This is a genomic window from Ruegeria sp. CDSB113 (genome assembly GCF_059611045.1).
On sequence record NZ_JBXWOU010000004.1, the window covers coordinates 30686 to 48222 of the forward strand.

18 protein-coding genes and 1 tRNA gene are annotated in these 17537 nt (G+C 59.0%); 9 read left to right on the plus strand and 10 right to left on the minus strand.

Features of this window, described 5'->3' with window-relative positions; genetic code table 11:
• Position 1 precedes the first annotated feature (1 nt).
• Genes AC2FIS_RS09025 through AC2FIS_RS09045 form a run of 5 tightly spaced genes read left to right on the plus strand, consistent with a single transcriptional unit; the run spans position 2 to position 4361 of the window.
• Positions 2–1258 (plus strand): nitrous oxide reductase family maturation protein NosD, encoded by a 1257-nt coding sequence (locus tag AC2FIS_RS09025; protein WP_496772952.1) that lies wholly within the window; start codon positions 2–4, stop codon positions 1256–1258.
• On the plus strand, positions 1248–2141 hold the full coding sequence (locus AC2FIS_RS09030) for an ABC transporter ATP-binding protein (protein WP_496772953.1): 894 nt from the start codon (positions 1248–1250) through the stop codon (positions 2139–2141). Before AC2FIS_RS09025 ends, AC2FIS_RS09030 begins: the two co-directional genes overlap by 11 nt.
• Complete coding sequence (locus AC2FIS_RS09035; protein ID WP_113790860.1) at positions 2138–2959, plus strand: ABC transporter permease; 822 nt, start codon at positions 2138–2140, stop codon at positions 2957–2959. Before AC2FIS_RS09030 ends, AC2FIS_RS09035 begins: the two co-directional genes overlap by 4 nt.
• Positions 2956–3471 (plus strand): nitrous oxide reductase accessory protein NosL, encoded by a 516-nt coding sequence (locus AC2FIS_RS09040; RefSeq protein WP_496772954.1) that lies wholly within the window; start codon positions 2956–2958, stop codon positions 3469–3471. The genes AC2FIS_RS09035 and AC2FIS_RS09040 overlap by 4 nt, the downstream gene beginning before the upstream one ends.
• Positions 3468–4361, plus strand: coding sequence for an FAD:protein FMN transferase (locus AC2FIS_RS09045; protein ID WP_496772956.1), 894 nt, complete (start codon positions 3468–3470; stop codon positions 4359–4361). Before AC2FIS_RS09040 ends, AC2FIS_RS09045 begins: the two co-directional genes overlap by 4 nt.
• An 82-nt stretch (positions 4362–4443) precedes the next feature.
• Here AC2FIS_RS09045 and AC2FIS_RS09050 read toward each other — a convergent pair.
• From AC2FIS_RS09050 to AC2FIS_RS09065, 4 genes are all read right to left on the minus strand, one after another.
• A tRNA-Ser gene (locus tag AC2FIS_RS09050) sits at positions 4444–4533 on the minus strand.
• 171 nt (positions 4534–4704) lie between these two features.
• A complete protein-coding gene (locus AC2FIS_RS09055; RefSeq protein ID WP_496772957.1) occupies positions 4705–5760 on the minus strand; it encodes a hypothetical protein in 1056 nt (351 codons plus the stop codon).
• Between the two features lie 153 nt (positions 5761–5913).
• A complete protein-coding gene (locus AC2FIS_RS09060) occupies positions 5914–6231 on the minus strand; it encodes a DUF3775 domain-containing protein (protein WP_058275224.1) in 318 nt (105 codons plus the stop codon).
• A gap of 87 nt (positions 6232–6318) precedes the next feature.
• Positions 6319–7092, minus strand: a complete 774-nt coding sequence (locus tag AC2FIS_RS09065) for a DUF1365 domain-containing protein (RefSeq protein ID WP_496772958.1) — start codon at positions 7090–7092, stop codon at positions 6319–6321.
• A 149-nt stretch (positions 7093–7241) separates the two neighbouring features.
• Here AC2FIS_RS09065 and AC2FIS_RS09070 point away from each other — a divergent pair, with 149 nt between their 5' ends.
• Genes AC2FIS_RS09070 through AC2FIS_RS09080 form a run of 3 tightly spaced genes read left to right on the plus strand, consistent with a single transcriptional unit; the run spans position 7242 to position 9022 of the window.
• Positions 7242–7898 (plus strand): sigma-70 family RNA polymerase sigma factor, encoded by a 657-nt coding sequence (locus tag AC2FIS_RS09070; protein WP_496772960.1) that lies wholly within the window; start codon positions 7242–7244, stop codon positions 7896–7898.
• A 10-nt stretch (positions 7899–7908) separates the two neighbouring features.
• Positions 7909–8559, plus strand: a complete 651-nt coding sequence (locus tag AC2FIS_RS09075) for a ChrR family anti-sigma-E factor (protein WP_496772961.1) — start codon at positions 7909–7911, stop codon at positions 8557–8559.
• A gap of 58 nt (positions 8560–8617) precedes the next feature.
• The gene (locus tag AC2FIS_RS09080) at positions 8618–9022 is read left to right on the plus strand and encodes a hypothetical protein (protein WP_496772962.1); all 405 of its coding nucleotides are present in this window, start codon (positions 8618–8620) and stop codon (positions 9020–9022) included.
• Positions 9023–9024: 2 nt separating this feature from the next.
• On the opposite strand, the gene AC2FIS_RS09085 is transcribed toward AC2FIS_RS09080, so the two are convergent.
• The 6 genes from AC2FIS_RS09085 to AC2FIS_RS09110 form a co-directional block, all read right to left on the minus strand.
• On the minus strand, positions 9025–10254 hold the full coding sequence (locus tag AC2FIS_RS09085; RefSeq protein ID WP_496772964.1) for a DNA recombination protein RmuC: 1230 nt from the start codon (positions 10252–10254) through the stop codon (positions 9025–9027).
• Positions 10255–10306: 52 nt separating this feature from the next.
• Complete coding sequence (gene mutL, locus AC2FIS_RS09090; protein WP_496772965.1) at positions 10307–12151, minus strand: DNA mismatch repair endonuclease MutL; 1845 nt, start codon at positions 12149–12151, stop codon at positions 10307–10309.
• Positions 12152–12433: 282 nt separating this feature from the next.
• Positions 12434–13363 (minus strand): metal ABC transporter permease, encoded by a 930-nt coding sequence (locus AC2FIS_RS09095; RefSeq protein WP_496772968.1) that lies wholly within the window; start codon positions 13361–13363, stop codon positions 12434–12436.
• Positions 13360–14565, minus strand: a complete 1206-nt coding sequence (locus AC2FIS_RS09100; protein WP_496772969.1) for a metal ABC transporter permease — start codon at positions 14563–14565, stop codon at positions 13360–13362. Before AC2FIS_RS09100 ends, AC2FIS_RS09095 begins: the two co-directional genes overlap by 4 nt.
• 3 nt (positions 14566–14568) lie before the next feature.
• A complete protein-coding gene (locus tag AC2FIS_RS09105; protein WP_058274943.1) occupies positions 14569–15372 on the minus strand; it encodes a metal ABC transporter ATP-binding protein in 804 nt (267 codons plus the stop codon).
• Positions 15373–15375: 3 nt separating this feature from the next.
• The gene (locus AC2FIS_RS09110; protein WP_496773339.1) at positions 15376–16329 is read right to left on the minus strand and encodes a metal ABC transporter solute-binding protein, Zn/Mn family; all 954 of its coding nucleotides are present in this window, start codon (positions 16327–16329) and stop codon (positions 15376–15378) included.
• A 198-nt stretch (positions 16330–16527) separates the two neighbouring features.
• On the opposite strand from AC2FIS_RS09110, the gene deoC reads away from it, so the two are divergent.
• The gene (deoC, locus tag AC2FIS_RS09115) at positions 16528–17526 is read left to right on the plus strand and encodes a deoxyribose-phosphate aldolase (RefSeq protein WP_496726335.1); all 999 of its coding nucleotides are present in this window, start codon (positions 16528–16530) and stop codon (positions 17524–17526) included.
• Positions 17527–17537: the final 11 nt, after the last annotated feature.

Below are 17537 nucleotides of genomic sequence, written 5' to 3' on the forward strand. Positions count from 1 at the left end.
CATGCGTTGGTCCCTGCTCATACCGCTCCTGCTTGGCTCGCCCCTTTGGGCGGCGGACTGGGATGTGCCCAACCGGGCGGGGGCCATCAATGAAACGCTGGCGCAGGCGGCGGATGGGGACACCCTCCGCCTGAGCCCCGGTGTTTACACCGAAACACTTGTGCTGGACCGGCCCGTCACCATCGACGGGCTGGGACTGGCCACCATCGACGGACAAGGTGAAGGCAGTGTCATCACAGTGACTGGGCCCGGCGTAACCGTGCGGGGTCTGACAGTGATCGGTTCCGGTTCAAGCCATGACGGGATCGACAGCGGCATCCAGCTGACCAAAACGGCCAAGGCGCCGGTGGTCGAGGATAACGTGCTGCTGGGCAATCTTTATGGCGTCGACATTCATGGTGCCAAGGACAGCATCGTTCGTGGCAACCACATTGAGGGTCGCCAAGACCAGCGAATGAACGACCGTGGAAACGGAGTCTATGTATGGAACGCGCCCGGTTCCGTGGTGGATGGCAATGACATCCGCTATGGCCGCGATGGGATCTTTGTGAACTCGTCGAAAAAGAACACCTTCACCGGCAACCTGTTCCGCGACCTGCGTTTTGCGGTGCATTACATGTATGCCGACGACTCTGTTGTCAGTGACAATGTCTCGATCGGCAACGATCTGGGTTATGCGGTGATGTTCACGACCAATGTGAAAGTCGCCGACAACGTCTCAATCGGTGACCGTGAACATGGCGTGATGTTGAACTACGCCAACAAGAGTCAGATCACCGGCAACGTCGTGATCGGTGCCAAGGAAAAATGCACCTTCCTTTATAACTCCAACAAGAACGAATTCACCGACAACTGGTTCGAGGGATGCGGTATCGGCATCCACTTTACCGCTGGCAGCGAACGCAACCGCATCGTTGGCAACGCATTCATAGGGAACCGGACGCAGGTGAAATACGTCTCGACCAAATGGGTCGAGTGGTCCGAAGAAGAACGCGGCAATTACTGGTCCGATTTTGCCGCCTATGACGTGAACGGCGACGGCATCGCCGACGCCCCTTATCGCCCCAATGACAGTATGGACCATGTGCTGTGGACCCAACCCGCAGCCAAACTGTTGCTCGGCTCCCCTGCCGTGCAGCTGGTGCGCTGGTCCCAATCGGCCTTCCCCGCGCTGTTGCCGGGCGGTGTGATGGACAGCAACCCATTGATGCAAGCCCCTGAACCCCCAGCTATGAAAAAGGTGCCTCATGACGGATAAGGCCCTGAGTATTACCCAAGTCAGCAAGGACCGAGGTAAAACCCGTGTTCTTGACGATATCACCCTGTCTCTTGCCCCTGGTCAGCGCGTGGCACTGCTGGGCCACAACGGCGCGGGCAAGTCGACCCTGATCAAATCCATCCTTGGTCTGACGCCGATCCACTACGGAACCATCCGGATCGGCGACGCCGCTCCCGGCAGTGCGCAGGCGCGGCGCGAAACGGCCTATCTACCCGAGGCGGTGTCGTTCCATCCGGCACTTACGGGCCGAGAACAGCTGACCCTGTTCGCGCAGCTCTCCGGGTCCAAGGTCGATGTCCCTGGCCTGTTGGACCGCGTGGGCCTTAGCGACGCTCTGGACCGCCGGATCGGAACCTACTCAAAGGGGATGCGGCAACGTCTGGGTCTGGCTCAGGTTCTACTTGGCCAGCCCAAGGTCGCGCTGCTGGACGAACCAACCTCGGGGTTGGACCCGATTTCGCGGCAGGACCTTTACGCTATCATCGACGAACTGGCCGCCCAAGGCACCGCCGTGCTGATCGCCAGCCATGCGCTGACCGAGGTCGAGGCCCGCACCGACCGGATTGCCATCATGCGTAAAGGTCGGATGGTGGCGGATGACACGCTTAACAATCTGTCTGCCCTGGCGGGCCTGCCGATCCGCCTGAAAGTGCGTGCCAGCGCCAACCCAGAAGCACTTGCCGCCGAACTGGGCGGCAACCGGATCAACGGCGCATCGGTCGAATTGCTCTGCTCTCCGGATGACAAGATGGAGGCCCTGCGCCGCATCGCCGGACTGGGCGACGCCGTGGCGGATGTGGAAATGACCCCGCCCAAACTTGAAGACCTCTACCGCCATTACGCACAGGAGGAGATGCAATGACCCGCTTCCTCGCCATCACCCGCACCGAAATGTTGATCCTGCGCCGCAACCGTTGGCTGTTGATGGCCACGCTGATCATGGTGCTGTTCGCTTTGGCCCTGACCTTTGCGGGCAGCGCGCCGACCGGCACGCTGGGCGTCGATATGCTGACCGTCTCGGTCGCTTCGATGACCACGCTTTCGGTCTATCTTGCACCGCTGCTGGCGCTGATGATCGCTTTCGACGCCATCGCAGGCGACGTGGACCGGGGCAGTCTGTCGTTGCTGCTGTCCTACCCCGCCGGGCGCGGAGAAATCTTGCTGGGCAAGTTCGCCGCTCATCTCGCCGCTTTGGCCTTTGCCATGACCATCGGCTTCGGCACCGCTGGTGCGGTCGCCGCTTGGTTCGGCGGCGCAGGCCCCGAAAGCCTGATGGCTCTGGCGCGCCTAATCCTTACCTCCATCTTGCTGGGCGCCGTTTTTCTGGCGCTGGGGTACCTGCTGTCTGCTTTGGCAAGGGGCGCTACGGCGGCGGCAGGTCTGTCGGCCGGGCTCTGGCTGGTCTTTGTCGTCCTCTATGATCTTGGCTTGTTGGGAGCCGTGGTCATGGACGAGGGCGGCACCTTCACCCAATCCGTCTTTCCATGGGTGATGGTGGCCAACCCGGCCGACGCATTTCGGCTGTGGAACATCGCCGCGACTGAAGGCGTCGCAATGGCGTCCGGCATGACCGGTGCGGCCCAAGCCCTGCCCGTCTGGGCCGCGCCCGCCTCGCTGCTGATCTGGCCGATACTGGGCTTTGCCCTTGCCCGTGCCGCTTTCCGGAGGGTTGAGCCATGAAACGTCTTGTGCTGATTGCGCTGATTGCCTTGATGGCTTGCAAAGAGGAGGTCGCCGTTGCCCCCGACCCGGTTGATCTGACTCGCGATGCGCTGAGCTTTTTCTGCCAAATGAACATTGCCGAGCATGGTGGACCCAAAGGGCAAATCCATCTGGAAGGATACCCCACGCCGCTGTTTTTTGCGCAGGTGAGGGACATGGTAGCCTATCTCAAAAGCCCCGAACGGGACGCTGATATCACCGCCGTCTATGTCAGCGATATGAGCGTTGCAACCAACTGGCGTCAGCCAGGCATCTCGAATTGGATCAACGCCGACGGCGCGACATTTGTTGTCGGCTCCAACGTGGCAGGCGGCATGGGTGCGCGTGAGGTGGTGCCATTCTCCAACCCAGACGATGCCGCATCATTCATCGATCAGTATGGCGGTGCCGCTCTGCCCTTGTCCGAGATTCCTGATACCGAGGTGCTAGGCCCGGTCGATCTGGGCTTACTACTGGAGACACCCGCATGACCTTTCTGTCCCGCCGTCGGTTTCTGACCATCTCGGCTGCAAGCGCGGCCTGCCCTGCAATCGCTAGCCCTGCTACAGCGGCACGGTGGCGCGGTTCCGCGTTGGGCGCACCGGCAAGCATGCAGTTGGCCGGGCTGACAGATGTCCAAGCCCACCCGATTTTTGCCGCCATTGAAGCAGAAGTCACACGGCTGGAGGATATATTCAGCCTGTACCGCCCGGATTCCCAACTCTCACGCCTGAACCGCGACGGGTATCTGGCGCATCCGGCACCAGAGATGTTGGACCTGCTTAGCCTGTGCACAGTTTTGCACGAGAATTCGGGGGGCGCATTCGACCCGACAATCCAACCTCTCTGGACTGCTTTGGTGGGTGGTATCGACACCGCAACCGCCCGGAAAACCATCGGTTGGAACAAGGTCTCGGTTAACAGTGATGTCGTGCGCCTGCCCTATCCCGGCCATTCGGCGCTGACTCTGAATGGAATAGCGCAAGGGGCAATCACGGATCGCATCGCTGCCCTGCTCAGATCAAAGGGGCTACAGGACGTTTTGGTCGATATGGGGGAAGTCGTGGCCCTGGGACAACGTCACGATGGGCGCGATTGGCAAGTTGGTTTGGCAGGCCCCGAAAGTCAGATCACTAAGCGTATCTCTCTGCGCGACCGAGCTGTTGCGACCTCTGATTCCGCCCACCTGATGCTGACTGATGCTTACGGTCATATCCTCAGCCCCACCGGGCAAATATCTGCGCGCCGGGTTTTATCGGTATCTGCAAACTCCGCAGCGCTCGCGGATGGGCTTTCAACAGCCCTGTGCGCACTCCCGTACGGAGATATGCCGAACGTTCTGAACCGTTTCCAAGATGCGCGACTAGAGATGAAAATTTGACCCGGACGGCACGCGTCGGACATAAACGTCGCGCATCATCGGCAACAGATGAATTCGCGATTACTACCGATTTAGAGTGTAATGGCGGAGACGAAGGGATTCGAACCCTCGAGACCCTTCCGGGCCTACTCCCTTAGCAGGGGAGCGCCTTCGACCACTCGGCCACGTCTCCGCTGGCCGGTATATCCTTGCATGTCGACCAGATACAAGACGATTTTGATCAAGCGCGATATTTTTCTGAAATCGATTGCGCCGGTGCTGTTGAGATGCATTTGCGTGGCGAAAGTGCTGCCCCATCTGCCCCCTAATGCGATTTGGAACTATGAGGAGCGTCACCGCGACATTAACCCGGTTCGTCAGCTTTGATTGCCGCTCGCATGAGAAACAGCGTCGCCGGGTCTAGATCATTTTGTGCCATGATAGCCTCAAAGTTGGGGTTCAGTGCGTTGGTGCCCCAAGGTCGTACAGCCAAGGCAATCCAGATCGCAACAGTGCTGTCTTTGTCCAACTGATGCCTAAACACATCCAGGATTCGGGGTCGCAAATCGGGATAGGTCGTTCCGCCATCGGCCAGACTACGGATCAGGATGCGCTTTTCGTCGGCAGAGCGTTCAGGCAGCTGCAGCGACTTTTCGATTTCAAGGATTGCCCGATCCCCATCAACTGCGATACCCGCCAGCCCCCAGTCGTATAGGTTGAGGCCTCCACTGCGAAGCGCGCTTTGATAGCCAAGCCTTACACGTTCTTTGGCCTTTGGACCCGACTGAAGACCCAACAATCGTATAAGTGCCGGTGCGTAGGCTAAACGATTGGGATTGCGAAGATCCTGCAATAATTGTGCGGTTGGCACGGTATCGGTCAGGTGGGTCAAAAGCCAAAAGGGCGCGCGATGGATTTCGATCAGCGCCGTGTTGCGCAACAGGCGATCTTCATGTGTGAGATAGGCACTGAAAAAGACAACCTGCGCCGCGCGATCCGGCGCACCACTGGCCCAGCCCTGCCCCTCGGCACGCAGTGTATTAAGGAAATGTGCCCGATCCGGTGTCATCAAGAACCCTTTGGTCCAACCGCTGGGCAGGCTGCGACCGGCCTTGTCCTGATACCCCGCCCCGTAGACCATCAAAACCGTTCTGTCCGGATTCGCACGAAAGGCGGATCGCATGACACTGTCGACCAGGAAAGGTATTTCGGGCAAAGCCTCAACCTGTTGCGGCGTGCCTTTCAAAACCGACACGGGGAAATACCTGAAAGGGTTGTCTGGCGACGGTGCCGCCAGCACAATCACGCGTGCCGAAAGAATCCGGTCCGCCAGAGAATATTCCGGAAGCTCAACGCAGACGCCGCAGGCGTGGGTCGGGCGGGACTGGAAGCCCACGCAAAGCGCGAGTACCGCAAACATTTGCAAGACGCGCCACATGGATCACGCTCCGTCTAATAGAACCCCAGCCTGAATGCGGGCTTTCGGATAACCTGATCATGTTATCCGAAAACCGGGCATTAGGCGAATGGATCGCAATTTGCGGGCTGCACCGGTTGCACATAGCCGGTGCACTTACATCAGGTCGTTTTCTACATCCTCAGCCGAGATTCCCAGTGCATCCAAGCCATTTTCAAGGTGATCCGACAAGTGCGGCGTACCGATCAGGTAGTCCGCGCAAGGGGTCGAAGCCTCGGACTTGGCTGTTGCGATGGCCTCAGGCAGATCTTCGGCGAAAAAGCTTTCGCGCCCGACCCACATGACAGCCACCAGTTCGGCCTGTTCGTCCTCGCTCATCCGGTCGATGAAGGCGCGCAATTCGCCCTCGGCGCGACCCAACTCGCGCCCCATCATCGCAACCTGAGCGATTTTCCTTGGCGAAATTTCCATCATGACCCAGCTCCTCGTATTCGCGGTTTCAATAATACCACAACCATGAGGAGGGGGCTGAGTCTTTGATCTTAAGCAAAGACCCAGGGGCTAAGGCTTGCGACTGCGGGATATCGGCTGATCGGGCACAGGGGCGGTTCGGAACGGAACAAACCGGGCCTTTTTGATCTTAAGTTTGATCGCCTGCCAGACAATCAGGAAAAACGCACGTCGCGCACCGAAGGGACGCCGCAGCAACGACCACAGGATTGCCCGGTTGGTCAGCGGCGCGCGCGGCCCGGTCAGGGTGGCAATCAATCCACCCGCTTTTCGACCATAGTCAATCCAGACGCCGATACGCTCGGGGCGATGGTCGAACCGGAACTCATACGTCCCTTCGATCTTTTGAAACGGTGAGACATGCATCAGCTTGTCCGCAACGATGCGATCACTCGGCTGGATCGGGGCAAACCCGGGATTGTTGCACAGATAGCTGTGGCGCGTGCCGTAAGTGTTCGTAACCTCTGCTACCACCGCATATAGTTGTTCATCGGCATCGAAACAGAACCAGAAGCTGACCGGATTGAAGACATGCCCCAGCACCCGTGGCTGCGTCAGCAACTCAAGTCTTGCGGGTTGCGTCACACCCATTTCGTTGAATTTGGCTCGCAACCACGCCGCACCCTTCCCATTGCCGGGTTCACCGCCATGGTCACGATCTCGCCAATACATCGCATTTACGCGGTTCATCGAAAACAAAAGCGGTGTGTCAGGCCGGGCTTCGGGGTCCAACAAGATGTAGTCGATGGAATACCGGAACGCATTCTCGATCCCGCCTTTTCGACCGTGGTAAGTATGGCCTGAAATATGGTCGATCCTGTTCATTCTCGTCAGTGTTCCAATTCGCCTGCAAGCCGTTCAAACGGCGCTGTTTTCTTCGACATATAGATACTTATCATACGAAACTTGGTCCGGTTCGGATTAAAATCGCATCACAATGTGATCCAGCTTGGGGCTTACCGCGTAATGTTGTTATGTTTACCGAGATCGATACCGCGACCTTGGATGAACCGGTGGCCAGCAGGCCTTCACAGAAACCGTGGCGCGCAAAGAAACGCATCAAGGGAAAACCGGTGAACCGAGCGCAAGACAGTTGTGACAAACGAGCTGAGTGGGTGGACCACGTCAGACGCATAAGGGACGCACAGGATCAGGCAGCGTTTGCTGAGTTGTTTCAGCACTTCGCGCCGCGGATCAAGGCGTTCCTGATCAAGTCGGGCTCAGATGCGGCCATGGCCGAAGAGTGCGCACAAGAGGTCATGGTCACGCTGTGGCACAAGTCACATTTGTTCGACCCCACGCGGGCAACCGTGGCCACATGGGTGTTCACGATCGCCCGGAACAAGCGAATCGACGTCCTGCGCAAACAACGCCGCCCCGAGCCCGAAGAACTGGGATGGGGACCCGAGGCTGAACCGGAGCAGGACGACATACTCGTGCTGCAACAGGAAACCGCGCAGCTGCGCAACGCGATGACCGAGCTGCCAGAGGCGCAAAGACAACTGATCGAGAAAGCCTATTTTGGCGATCTGAGCCATCGAGAAATCGCTTCTCAGACTGGATTGCCACTGGGAACGATCAAATCACGGATACGGCTGGCGCTGGACCGCTTGCGCCATGCGATGAATTGAGATGACGGATATGAGCAATAAAATCAAACATCACCTGACAGACGACCTGCTGATGGCTTACGCCGCAGGCACTTTGCCCGAGGCTTTCGACCTGATGGTCGCAACACATCTTTCCCTGTGCAATCAATGTCGTGCGCAGGCCGAAAGCTTTGACGCCGTTGGCGGATATGTCCTGGAAGAACAGGACGAGACCGTTGCGATGAACGACAAAGCACTTGCGGAAACGATGGCTTTGATCGCAAACGGTGCGCCGAATGCCAAACCCAGGCGACCCGGCTGCTCGGTCTTGCCAACCCCGTTGCAGGATTATGTGGGCGGTGACGTGAATGACATCCGCTGGCGACCAATCGGCATGGGGGTCAAACAGGCGATCCTGCCGACGAGCGGCGAAGCAACAGCTCGGTTGCTGTTCATTCCGGCGGGCACCGCAGTTCCGGACCACAGCCACAACGGCGTGGAACTGACCATGGTTCTGCAGGGCGCGTTTTCGGACGAGGTCGACCGTTTTGCCCGTGGTGATGTGGAGATTGCAGATGAAGACCTGCACCACACGCCGACAGCCGACATCACCGAGGATTGCATTTGTCTGGCTGTCACTGACGCGCCGCTGAAATTCAGCAAGTTGATGCCGCGTCTGTTCCAACCGTTCCTGAAGATCTGACGCAATCAGCGCTCATGTGGTACGCTGCCCTGCAAGCTGATTGGTGGAGGCATTTGAAATGATCCGGACTATGTTCTTTTTTCTTGCCCTTATGGGTTTTTCATCTGTCGCTTCGGCCCAGCTGGTCGCTGACGTGAAGTTCGAACCGGGCAATTTCGGGACGATGGTCAATGGGACCGTGACCGGGAACGAGTACTTCGACTACAAGCTGGGCGCAAAGGCCGGGCAAGAGATGTTTGCCGACCTGAAGGTAAGCGATACAAATGGCAATGGCGTGATCTACTTCAACATTCTGCCGCCCGACAGTGATGGCGTTGCGATCTACAACGGATCGATCGACGGGAATACCGCTCGCATCGAACTTCCAGAGGATGGAGATTACACAATCCGAGTCTATCTGATGGGCAATGACCGCGATACGGACAAGACGGTCGGCTATAACCTGGATCTGTCAATCCAGTAGGCCTACCCCTCGGACTGCCCCAAGGGCACAACGTTGGTCTGATCATCCGGTGCCAACTCCTCGAAATCGAAGTTATCCAACCGCTGAGCCCGGCGACCAGCCTTTTCGGCACTGATCTTAATTTCCGAGATATCCTTGGCCGCCTGCCCGAAATGGCGGTCCAGATTGCCGACCCGATCACCCAAACGCTCAACATCCTTGTGCAGCAAACCCAGTTCTTTGCGGATCGCCCCAGCTTGTTCCCGCATCCGCGCGTCTTTGAGGATCGCACGCATCGTGTTCAGTGTCGCCATGCAGGTGGTGGGCGAGACGATCCATACGCGTTTGGTAAAACTCTCCTGCACCAGTTCCGGAAACTTGGCGTGCAGTTCGGCATAGACCGCCTCGGACGGCAGGAACATCAGTGCTCCATCAGCCGTTTCACCGTCCAGAATGTACTTCTCGGAAATATCTGTAATGTGCTTGCGCACCGTGCTGCGGAACATCTGAACCGCCGCCTTCAACTCCATGTCATTGGTCGAACCGATCAGCGCCTCATAGGCCTCCAACGGGAACTTGCTGTCGATGACAATCGGCCCTGGAGGGTTCGGGAGGTTGATCAGGCAATCTGCGCGCCGCCCATTCGACAGGGTTGCCTGCAGCTTGAAACTATCCGACGGCAGCGCCTTAGAGACGATATCATTCAGCTGAATCTCTCCGAAAGCACCACGCGTTTGCTTATTCGACAGGATATCCTGCAAAGACAGCACGTCGCCCGACAGTTTGGTGATATTGTCCTGCGCCTTATCGATGGCGGCCAGACGTTCCTGCAACTGTGTCAGCGATGTCGCGGTTTGTTTGGATGATCCATGTAGGGATTCCTTCATCCGCTCCTGCATCTCGGCCAAGGCACGCGCCGATTTCATCGCGTTATCTGCCAGCCGATCATTCATCTGCTGCTGGACCGAGGACAGGCGGGATTCAACCGTTTGGATCACCTGCACCTGTGCATTGGCCTGCGTGTCCGAGACATGCTGCAAGCCACCGCGCAATTGTTCCTGCCCCTGCCCCAACTGCTGCACATGCTGGCCCAGGTGCGCCATCTGGCGGGACAAAGGTTCTGCCATACGGGCCGACCGGTTGGCTGCGCGCAGCGACAAAAACAGCAACAGCAGGATCAGCGTAACAACCCCACCCACGGTCAGGATCACGGGGTCGTTCAGCGCATATTGGGTTCCTGCTATCTCGATCATGTCGCCTCGGATGTTCTTGTTTTATTCTCCATAGCCTAACCAAGCCAATGGATCAACTACGGCCGAACAATCGCTCGATATCGTTCAGCTTCAATTCCACATAAGTCGGCCGCCCGTGGTTGCACTGACCGGAATGGGGCGTGGCCTCCATTTCCCGTAGAAGGGCGTTCATTTCTTCGGCCCGCATACGGCGACCCGACCGGACCGACCCATGACAGGCCACCCGGCTGAGAATCGCCTCAATCCGCGCCTGCACGGTCTGGCTTTCGCCCTGATCGGCCAGTTCGTCGAGGACATCGAGGATCATCGCCCGCGCGTCCACCTCCCCCAGAATGGCCGGCGTTTCACGCACAGCGACCGCACCGCCGCCAAAGGGTTCAATCGTCAGTCCCAGCTTTGTCAGGTCGTCCGCAACCTGCATCAGGCGCGCGCAATCGCTGTCGGACAGTTCAACGATTTCCGGGATCAGAAGCGCCTGAGCCGCGACGCCATTCTCGGCCATCTGGTTTTTGAGCTTCTCATAAACCAGCCGCTCATGTGCCGCATGTTGATCGACGATCACCATGCCGTCTGCGGTTTGGGCGATGATGTAGTTCTCATGCACCTGCCCACGCGCCGCCCCCAAAGGCAGGTCTTCGACCGATGTTTCTGGGGCCGAAGCCGGTTCGACAATGCTGCCGCTGTAGTCCTGAGACAGTTCGGCAAATCCCGGTGCCTGTGCCTGATACGCCACTTTTCGAGCAGCTGGCGAGGGACGGTCCATCTGATAGACGCGTGCCGGCGCAGGTTGTGCCGGTTCCGGACGCATAGCGCCCAAAGTCGCATTCGCCACTGTGGAGGAGGCCCTGTGTCCGGCCTCGGCCAGCGCGTGCCTCAGGGCCGAGACGATCAACCCGCGCGCGACGCCCGGATCGCGGAACCGGACCTCGGACTTTGCCGGATGCACATTCACGTCGACCAACGTCGGATCGCAATCGATGAACAATGCTGCTGCCGGATGACGATCCCGGCTGAGGAAATCGAAATAGGCCCCCCGCAGCGCGCCCGTTAGCATCTTGTCGCGCACAGGACGACCATTGACGAACAGATACTGCGCCACCGCCGCGCCGCGCGAATAGGTCGGCAAGGCGGCGTAACCGTACAACCGGATCCCCTCGCGCGTGGCATCGATCTGCAGGGCATTTTCAGCAAACTCGCGCCCGATCACGCGGGCCAGCCGGGCGTGAAGCGCGTCGAATAGATCACCATTTTCACGGTCAGCGCGGAAGGTAACGCGCCCTTCTCCACCACCAGAGACGTCACGCAAAGTGAAAGTCACCGAAGGCTCGGCCATGGCCAGCCTTTTGACGGTGTCGGAGATTGCTTGGGCTTCGGCCCGGTCGGTGCGCATAAATTTCAATCGCGCAGGCGTTGCAAAAAAGAGATCGCGCAGTTCGACCACTGTGCCAGCACGCAAGGCCGCAGGTTTCACCCCGTCCATCCGACCACCTGCCACGTGGATCGAGGCCGCCTCGCCCCCTGGCACCCGGCTGGTGATGGTCAAGCGGCCGACCGCGCCCAGCGAAGGCAGGGCCTCACCCCGGAACCCGAAGGTGTGGATATTCAACAGATCGGACCCGTCAATTTTCGAGGTCGCGTGGCGCGACAAAGCCAATGGCAGATCTTCCGCAGAAATCCCGCAGCCATCATCGGTGACGCGAATCAGCGTCTTCCCCCCATCGGCAATGTCGATCGCGACGCGGGTTGCGCCTGCGTCGATGGCATTTTCCACCAATTCCTTGACCGCGGAAGCCGGGCGTTCGACAACCTCGCCTGCCGCAATACGGTTGATTGCTGCGTCGTCAAGTTGCCGGATGACCGGTCGATTTTCGCTGATATTGGGGTGTGCCTGCGCCATACCACCAGACCTAGCACATTCGCGCACGATTCTGCCACCGCTTTGGCTTGTATTTAATGTGAGGAGGGGGCGTTCGAACAATCACACCGTGCCAGCCTAGACTTGCGGCCAGTCTGGGCGCGATTGCTCGAACGATCCGGAGTGAGTGGTGGTCATCCAATAATCAATGGACCAATTTATACCACGAATACGGTTTCACGATGTGAAGACTCTCCGCGCCCCAATTCAGGTGGCGAAGTTTGGCCGATAACACGCAGGACCCAGCGGCGGGAAAATGCCGGGTCACGCGGCTCCGGGTGCACCCGCCCGGGTCCGGCACGGCCCCCACAAAGCCGCAAACGCAAGGATCAGACCGGACATTGTTGCGATCATGCCCGCAGCACTGACCGCGTCCGCCGCCCCCAGCCAGAGCGGACCATATCCAGCCAGCACGTACCCGGAGACAGCCGATAGGATGGCAAAGACGATGCTCCAAGCGATCTGGGTTTCCAGCCGGTTGGTCATCATGCGCGCCGCCGCCGGGGGGCAAATAAACATGGCAATCACAATGATCGAACCCACTGCGTCAAATGCCGCCACGGCGGCAATCGCTGCCGTTATCACAAGGGCCATGCCCAGAACTCCGGTCCGGACACCAATGGTGCGCGCGAACCCTTCGTCAAAGGTGGAAATCTTCAGCGGCCGCCAGAACAGCCATACAAAGACAGATACCCCCAGCAAAGTCAGCGCAATCCGAGGCAATTCCGGCGGCAACCCCGCCAGCGCCACGGGATCCAATACCGAAGACCAGCCCACCGCGTCCAACCAGATCAGGCTTTCCAGATTGCCATAAAGCGCATGTTCAACATCCAGATGCACGGTCGAGGTATCGGTTTGTTCCAACAGCAGCACACCGGCTGCAAACATCGTGGTGAAGACCACCCCCATCGCGGCACCCGCCTCGATCTGCCCCAGGCGCCTGACGGCTTCGATCAGAACTACAGCCACCACCGCCGCGCCCGCGGCGCCCAGCATCATGGGCCAGGTTGAAATCGTTCCGGTCAGCAGAAAGGCCACGACAATACCCGGCAGCACGACATGGCTGATCGCATCCCCGATCAGAGCCTGTTTGCGCAGGACCAGAAAGTTCCCGGGCAAAGCACAAGCGATGGCGGCAAACGTGCCGATCAGCAATGGAGTCAATGACAGAGGTACGAATTCTTCACCGCTCATGCCGGAACCTCTTGCGGGCCGCCGATCTGACGGTCGATCTCGGCGATCTGATCTTGGGTCAGCACGGTTTCGATGTCCCGCAACCCGTCATAGAGCGCAGCCGTTGCCTCATGCATCTGATCAGCCCTGACGATTTCCCAGCGCTTTTCATCGCGCAGCGCCTTGGCAGCGCGGGCCCTGCCGGTTTCGGTGGCCACGCCATCTGCCCGCGCCAAACCTGCACGCCGCAAGAGACGCAAGGTCAGCGGCTCATAGATCTTTTGCCCCTGCGCCAGTGCCAGCAGACCCTGCCGAATGTGAACCCGGCGCTGGAACCTCAGTTGCCGCAGAACCGCTGCCAGAACACCCCGGACAGGCGCAAGTAACAGGGACAGTGCGAAAAAGCCAAAGCTGACCAGTACAATGATCGGGCCGGTGGGCAGATTGGGGGCCGAGGCCGACATCGCCGCACCCAGATAGCCCGCCAACCCTCCGGCCAGTCCAGCTAGCAGCACCACGCGGTCCGAGCGGTCCGTCCAGAACCGCGCCGTGACGGGTGGGATGATCAGCAGCGCCACAATCAGGATTAGCCCGACAATTTTCAGGCCCACCACAGTAACTGCCATGACCAGCCCCATCATCGCCAGATCAATCCGGTGCACCGGCAGCCCCCGGGCAGCGGCATATTCAGGGTCGAAGGCTACCATGGTCATCGGCCGGCGTATGATCATGACCAGCAACAGCGTCGCTGCCCCACCGATTGCGATGACCAGCGCATCCGCCCACAACATCCCTGCGGTCGAGCCCAGCAGGAACCCTTCCAGCCCGGCCTGACGACCGACGCCCATGGTCTGGATCACAGTCAACAGCACGATGCCAAGACCGAAGAACACCGACAAGATGGCACCAATGGCGGCATCCTCGGCCAGTCGTGTGTGGCGTGTCAGCCAGTTCATGCAAAGCAATCCAACCCAGGCCGACACGGCCGATCCGGCCAGCAGACCGATCAGGTTGCGCCCATCGCCGCCAAGCGCGACCAAAACAATGAACCCAAGGCAAACGCCGGGCAGAGTCGCGTGGCTGATTGCGTCGCTGACCAGCGCGCGTTTGCGCAGGAACAGAAACGTGCCGGTCACACCAGCGGATATACCCAGCAAGGTCGCACCAATCGCGACCAGCGTGGCGTTATAGCCCAGCTGAAGGCTCAGAGCATCCCAAAGCATGATTTACCCCAATGCGCGCGAAATCTGGTCGATCTGCGCAGTGGCCAGACGGCCGCCATACGCCGATTGCAGGGTTTCGGCGGTAAAGGCCTCGGCCACAGTTCCCTCGGCAACTTTGCGGGTATTGATCAAGAATACATGGTCGAAGTAATCGGTTACGGTGGCCAGATCGTGATGCACGACCACGACGGTCTTGCCCGCTTCTTTCAGCGACTTCAGCACTGCAATGATTGCTTTTTCCGTCGCGGCATCGACACCTGCGAATGGCTCGTCCAACAGGTAAAGATCAGCATCCTGCGCCAGAGCACGGGCAAGGAAAACGCGCTGCTGCTGGCCGCCGGACAATTGACCAATCTGACGATCGGCAAAATCGCGCATCCCGACCCGGTTAAGACAGTCCATGGCCCGGGACATATGCCGGGCACGGACACGACCCAGCAAGCCCAGCTCGCGGGACAGACCCATCAACACAACATCAATCACGCGCGTCGGAAAATCCCAGTCGACGCTTGCGCGTTGCGGCACATAGGCAATTCGTGCACGCTGTTTCTCCAGCGGTTCACCAAAGACGGACACCTGCCCGGACAAGGGCGAAACGATGCCCAGCGCCGCCTTCAGAAGCGTAGACTTCCCCGCCCCGTTCGGGCCGATGATCGCCGTCATCGCGCCGGGTTGCACGGTCATATCCACCGAAAACACGGCAGGTTTCTGACCGTATGAGACAGTCAGGCCGCGAATGGCCAGCGGGCAGTCCTTTGTAATTTTTTCAGCAACCGAAGCACCCTGATGCGCAGCCAGCGACAGCATCGTTCAAGACCCCGCCGACAATTTGCCGTTCATGCCGCGTTCGGGCACGTCTGCGCCCAGCGCTCCGGCAATCACAGAGATGTTGTGATCCAGCATACCGATATAGGTGCCCTCGTAGGTGCCCGGTTCTCCCATTGCGTCGGAATACAGCTCTCCGCCGATGCCAACATCATGGCCTTTGGCCGCGGCCCCTTCGATCAGCGCGCGCATGGACCGATCAGAAACCGAGCTTTCGACAAACACCGCCGTCAGCTGCTGATCCACCAAGGTATCGACCAGCTCGCCAATCCGGTTCAGACCGGCCTCTGACTGGGTCGAGATGCCCTGAATACCAAGCACTTCATAGCCGTATTCCTCACCGAAATAACCGAAGGCGTCATGGGCTGTCACAAGCACACGGTTGTTTTCCGGTACGTCGGCCAGCGCTTGCTTGCCATAGGCTTCCAACTGATCGATTTCAGCCAGAAAGGCCTGCGTGTTGGCCGCGAAAGCACCCGCCGCCTCGGGGCGGGCGTCTGTCAGGGCTTTTTGAACCTCGACCACCACATCGCGCCAGACGGCCGGGCTCATCCATACATGCGGATCATACTTGTCGGCATAGTCGTCATGCGCGCGCAGCTTGGACTTTTCTACCCCCTCGGCAACAGCAACAACCGGGCGTTTACGCCCAAGATCATGGAAAAAGTTTTCCATCTGCGCCTCAAGGTAAAGACCGTGCCACAGGATCAGGTCCGCGCGCGTCATTGCCACGATATCGCTGCGGGTCTGACGATAGGCATGCGGGTCGACGCCCGGGCCCATCAAGCCCTTGACCTCAACCTGATCGCCACCGATCTGACGCGCCGCATCAGCGATCATGCCCGTGGTAGCAACCACTTTCAGCGGTGCCTCGGCCCAGGCTGCGACCGGCAAAGCGGCGGCAAAAGCCAAAGCCGCAAGAAAACTACGACGAATCATTTCTGACCCCATTTAGGTATCCTCTTGAGAATGAATATGCGAACCATTCGCAACTAAGTCAACGCTATTGCGAATTATTCGCAAGAAAACGTTAATTTTGTCCATTTGGTCAAAAAAATTGCGCGCGAAAGGCTGGTATGCCTTCCAATCGGCCGCAAGCCGTGCGAATTTGGCGCAAACCTCCCAAAGGATGTGAAGATGGAAACGCAGAGCTCAGAAAGCCCCGTGCGCACCGCGCATCTGCCGCAAGTGACCGAGCCCAGAAACCCTGGAATGGAATTGGATCTGGACTGGGTACGCGCCGTGCAGGTCAATACTTCGGCCATTGAACGCCGCGCCGCGACCCTGCCTGGTCGTCGGTCTGTCAAAAAAGAGTATCAGGCCGCATGGCTGTTGAAGGCGGTCACGATGATCGACCTGACCACCCTGTCGGGTGACGATACGGTCGGACGTGTGCGCCGTCTGTGTGCCAAGGCACGGCAACCCGTTGCACCTTCGGTTCTGAAGGCGCTGGATATGCCGCCGATCACAACCGGGGCCGTTTGCGTCTATCACGACATGATCGAAACCGCCGTGGACGCGCTGCATGGCACCGGCATCCCTGTAGCCGCGGTTTCCACCGGCTTCCCGGCTGGTTTATCGCCATTCCATCTGCGCGTGGCCGAGATCGAAGAAAGCGTGAAAGCCGGTGCCGAGGAAATCGACATCGTGATCTCGCGCCGTCACGTGCTGTCTGGCGACTGGCAAGCTTTGTATGACGAGATGAAGGCGTTCCGCGTGGCCTGCGGTGATGCGCATGTCAAAGCCATCCTTGCCACTGGCGAACTGGGCAGTCTGCGCAATGTCGCACGCGCCTCGCTGGTCTGCATGATGGCCGGGGCGGATTTCATCAAGACCTCGACCGGCAAGGAAAGCGTCAACGCCACCCTGCCCGTTTCGCTGGTGATGATCCGCGCAATCCGTGACTATTATGACCGCACCGGATACCGGGTCGGCTATAAACCGGCAGGCGGCATATCCAAGGCCAAGGACGCGCTGGTTTATTTGTCGCTGATCAAGGACGAACTGGGTGACCGCTGGTTGGAGCCGGACTTGTTCCGCTTTGGCGCGTCGTCCTTGTTGGGCGATATCGAGCGACAGTTGGAACACTATGTAACTGGCGCATACTCCGCCGGTTACCGTCACTCCATGGGCTGAGGACAAAAACA